4 protein-coding genes are annotated in these 3560 nt (G+C 69.4%); all 4 read right to left on the reverse strand.

Translation table 11 applies throughout. The annotated features are described in order from the left end of the window. A partial coding sequence (locus tag VIR09_RS05215) for a hydantoinase/oxoprolinase family protein (RefSeq protein WP_332011912.1) occupies positions 1-1058 on the reverse strand: 1058 nt, incomplete at its 3' end. Beyond that, positions 1055-2725, reverse strand: a complete 1671-nt coding sequence (locus tag VIR09_RS05220; protein ID WP_332011913.1) for a hydantoinase B/oxoprolinase family protein — start codon at positions 2723-2725, stop codon at positions 1055-1057. The genes VIR09_RS05215 and VIR09_RS05220, both read right to left, overlap by 4 nt. Before the next feature lie 10 nt (positions 2726-2735). After that, positions 2736-3236 carry a 3-isopropylmalate dehydratase gene (locus VIR09_RS05225; protein WP_332011914.1) on the reverse strand — a complete coding sequence of 167 codons (501 nt, stop codon included), beginning with the start codon at positions 3234-3236 and terminating at the stop codon, positions 2736-2738. After that, a partial coding sequence (locus tag VIR09_RS05230) for an aconitase family protein (RefSeq protein WP_332011915.1) occupies positions 3233-3560 on the reverse strand: 328 nt, incomplete at its 5' end. The genes VIR09_RS05225 and VIR09_RS05230, both read right to left, overlap by 4 nt.

Here is a 3560-nt window from a genome sequence, read left to right on the forward strand (position 1 = left end):
GGCACGCTGCCGGCGGACTCGGGACCCACCTGCAGCAGACCGCCCGCGTCCACGCTGGCGATCGAGCCGCCGCCTGCGCCGATGGTCTCGATCTGGATCATGGGTGCGCGCACCACCATGCCGAAGTCGATCGAGGTCTGCGCCGACAGCGAGGCCTCGCCGCCCGCCACTAGCGACACGTCGAACGAGGTGCCGCCCATGTCGCCGCTGACCACGTTGGGAAAACCCGCGGCGCGCGCAATCGCGGCGCAGGCGATCACACCTGCGGCCGGGCCCGACAGCGCGGTGCGCACCGGCACATCGCACGCCGTCTGGCGCGACATCACGCCGCCATTGCTCTGCACCACCAGCAGTTCGCCGCCGAAGCCGTTGTCCTTCAGGTCCGATTCCAACCGCGTCAGGTAGCCCCCGACCACCGGCTGCAGCGAAGCATTCAGCACGGCCGTGGAGCAACGCTCGAATTCGCGGATCTCGGGCAGCACCTCGGTAGCCGCGGTGACATTGCCATTGGGCCAGAGCGCGCGCACGCAGGTCGCAGCCTGGGCTTCATTGACGGGATTGGCGTAGGCATTGACGAAGAACAGGCACACCGCCTCGCAGCCCTGCTCCAGCAGTTGCCGGGCCGCGGCCTCGACCTGGGCCAGGTCCACCGGCGTATGCACGGTGCCATCCGCCAGCACCCGCTCATCGACTTCCAGGCGCAGGTCGCGCGGAACGATAGGTTCGTAATTGCCGCGCAGGCCCCAGGTCTGGGGCCGGTCGCGCCGGCGCATTTCCAGCACGTCGCGAAAGCCCGCCGTGGTGATGATGCCGGTGCGCGCCACCTTGCGCTCCAGCAGTGCGTTGGTGCCTACCGTGGTGCCGTGCACGATGGTGGCGATGGCGCCCGCGCCATCAGCCACCCGGGCGATGCCGTTCATGAAGCCGCGCGCTTCCTCGCCGCGGGTGGACGGTACCTTCACCACGCGGGCGCTGCCGCCCGCCTCGTCCAGCACGAATATATCGGTGAACGTGCCGCCCACGTCCACGCCTACGACCAAACCTTGTGCCGCGCTCATGCCGACTGCTCCTTCAGATTTCCGCTTACGTAACCCATCTTGCGGTCGTGCTCGCGCGCCGCCTGCGTGCGCGCGGCAGGCTCGCCATAGCCGCCTCCGCCGGGCGTTTCCAGGCGCACCCGGTCGCCACGCTTCAGTTGTATGCCCAGCATCTTCGAACTCATGGGCGGGGTGAGCCAGCCGCCGTCCTGCTGGTAGCGGAACACGTTCAACGCGGCTTCCTTGCCGCCGGCGATGCCCTTGGGCGCGCTCCTGCCGCGTTCGCCGAAGATGAAGGCTTCGGCGCTGTCTTCCAGCAACTCGATCTCATAGATGGCGCCCAGGCCGCCCCGGTGCGCGCCGTCACCCGCTGAATCGGGCCGCAGCGCCCATTGCGTGAAGCGCACCGGATAGGCCGCTTCCAGGATTTCCAGCGGCGGGATCGTCGCGGTGGAGATCGGCGCGTTGCCGTGGCTGAGCCCGTCGCCGTCCGAATGGCCGCCATGGCCGCCGCCGAAGAAGCTGAACATCACCCAGCGCTGGCCGCGCCGGGCCTCGTCGCTGCGGTAGCCGGCGATCGACAAGGCGTTGATGGTGCCGTAGGCCTGCGCCAGCGCGCGCGCGGGCTCGGCCTGGGCCATGGCGCAGAAGATCACGTCGATCATGCGCAGAATGGTCTCGGTATAACCGCCGACCGGGCGCGGCCGGTCCGCCGAGATCACCAGGCCATCCGGCAGCACCACGTCCACCGCGTCCAGCACGCCGGCGTTGGCCGGCACGTCCGGGAACAGGTGCTTCAAGGCCACGTAGCAGGCCGCGATCGCGGTAGCGCGCGAGATGTTCACCGGGCCGGCGCAGGCCGGCGAGGTGCCGGTGAAATCCAGCGTCAGGCTATCGCCTTGGACTTTGAGCTTGAGCGCGATGCGCAGCGGCTGGTCGCGCACGCCATCGTTGTCCAGCATGTCCTCGAAGGCGTACTCGCCGTCGGGCAGGCGCGCGATATGGTCGCGCATCAGGCGGCGGGCGCGTTCGCGCAGCGTGCCCAGGGATTCCAGCACCGTGGCGTCGCCATATTCGTCGAGCAGGCTGTCCAACCGGCCCGCGCCCAGTTCCAGCGCCGCGAGTTGCCCGTTGAGGTCGCCCCACAGGCTGTCGGGCAAGCGGGTATTGGCCTGCAGGATGGCGAGCACGTCCAGGTCCAGCACACCCGCGCGCACGATGCGCACCGGCGGAATCTGCACCGCCTCCTGCCAGCACTCGGTGGCGGCCGGGTTGTAGTTCCCCGGCACCGCGCCGCCCACGTCGTGCCAGTGGGCCGCCGACGCCAGGAAGCAGAACAGTTTGCCGCCGCGGAACACGGGGCGCACCAGCTTGAAGTCGTTGGCGTGGGTGCCGCCTTCGTAAGGGTCGTTGAACAGCCAGACGTCGCCGTCGACCATGCCGCCGCGCCCCGCTGCCGCCTTGGCCGCGGCCTTGACGGCAAAGGCCATCGCGCCGACGAACACCGGCAGGCCGGACTTGCCCTGCACCAGCGTGGCGCCGGTGGCTGCGTCGTACATGCCGTGGCAGGCGTCGTGGGCTTCGGCGATGATGGGATTGAACGCGCTGCGGTAGAGCGTGGCGTCCATCTCGTCGGCAATCTGTTCCAGGCGGCCCTTCAGGACCGCGAGTGTGACGGGGTCAAGCATGATGTGATTCCTAGTGAGTCTTGCGCTGTTTCAGCAGATTCAGCAGTCCGCCCGCCTGCACCATTTCCAGCAGGAAGGCGGGCACGGTGTCGCAATGCAGTTCGGCAGGTACGCCCGCGGCGCGGCGGATGCGGCCGGCGACGGGGTCCAGGGCGATGCGTTCGCCCTCTTGCAGGGTTTCGGCCTGTTCGCAAGTCAGCAGCAGCAAGCCTACGTTGAACGCGTTGCGGAAATAGAGGCCATTGAAGGACGGCGCCACCACCGCGGCGATGCCCAGCCGCACCAGGGCCGCGGCGGCCTGCTCGCGCGAGGAGCCGATGCCGAAGTTCGGACCCGCCACCAGCACGTCGCCCGGCTGCGCGTTGCCGGCGAACTCGGGCCGCACCCGCTGCAGGCAATGGCGCGCGATCTCGTCGATGCCGAATTTCATGTAGGCGCCGGGCGCCAGCGCGTCGGTGTCGATATCCGCGCCCACGCGCCAGACGCGGTGCGTCACAGACTGCTTGGTCATGCCATGAACTCCCGGGGGTCGGCGATGCGCCCGGCGACGGCGGAGGCCGCCACCGTGTAGGGCGAAGCCAGATAGACCTGGGCGGTTTCGGAGCCCATGCGCCCCTTGAAATTGCGCGCCGTGGTGGCGATGACGCTGGCGCCGTCCGGGATCGAACCGCCATAGCCCGCGCAAGCGCCGCAGGAGGTCGCCAGTACCTCCGCCCCTGCCTCGCGCAGCACCTGCATCACCCCTTCCTGCTCGGCCTGGCGCTGGTCCTGCTGGCTGGCCGGCGCCACCATCAGGCGCATGCCGGCAGCCAGCGTACGGCCGCGCAGCACGCCG

The organism is Achromobacter sp. (assembly GCF_036567245.1).
GTDB lineage: Bacteria > Pseudomonadota > Gammaproteobacteria > Burkholderiales > Burkholderiaceae_B > Achromobacter.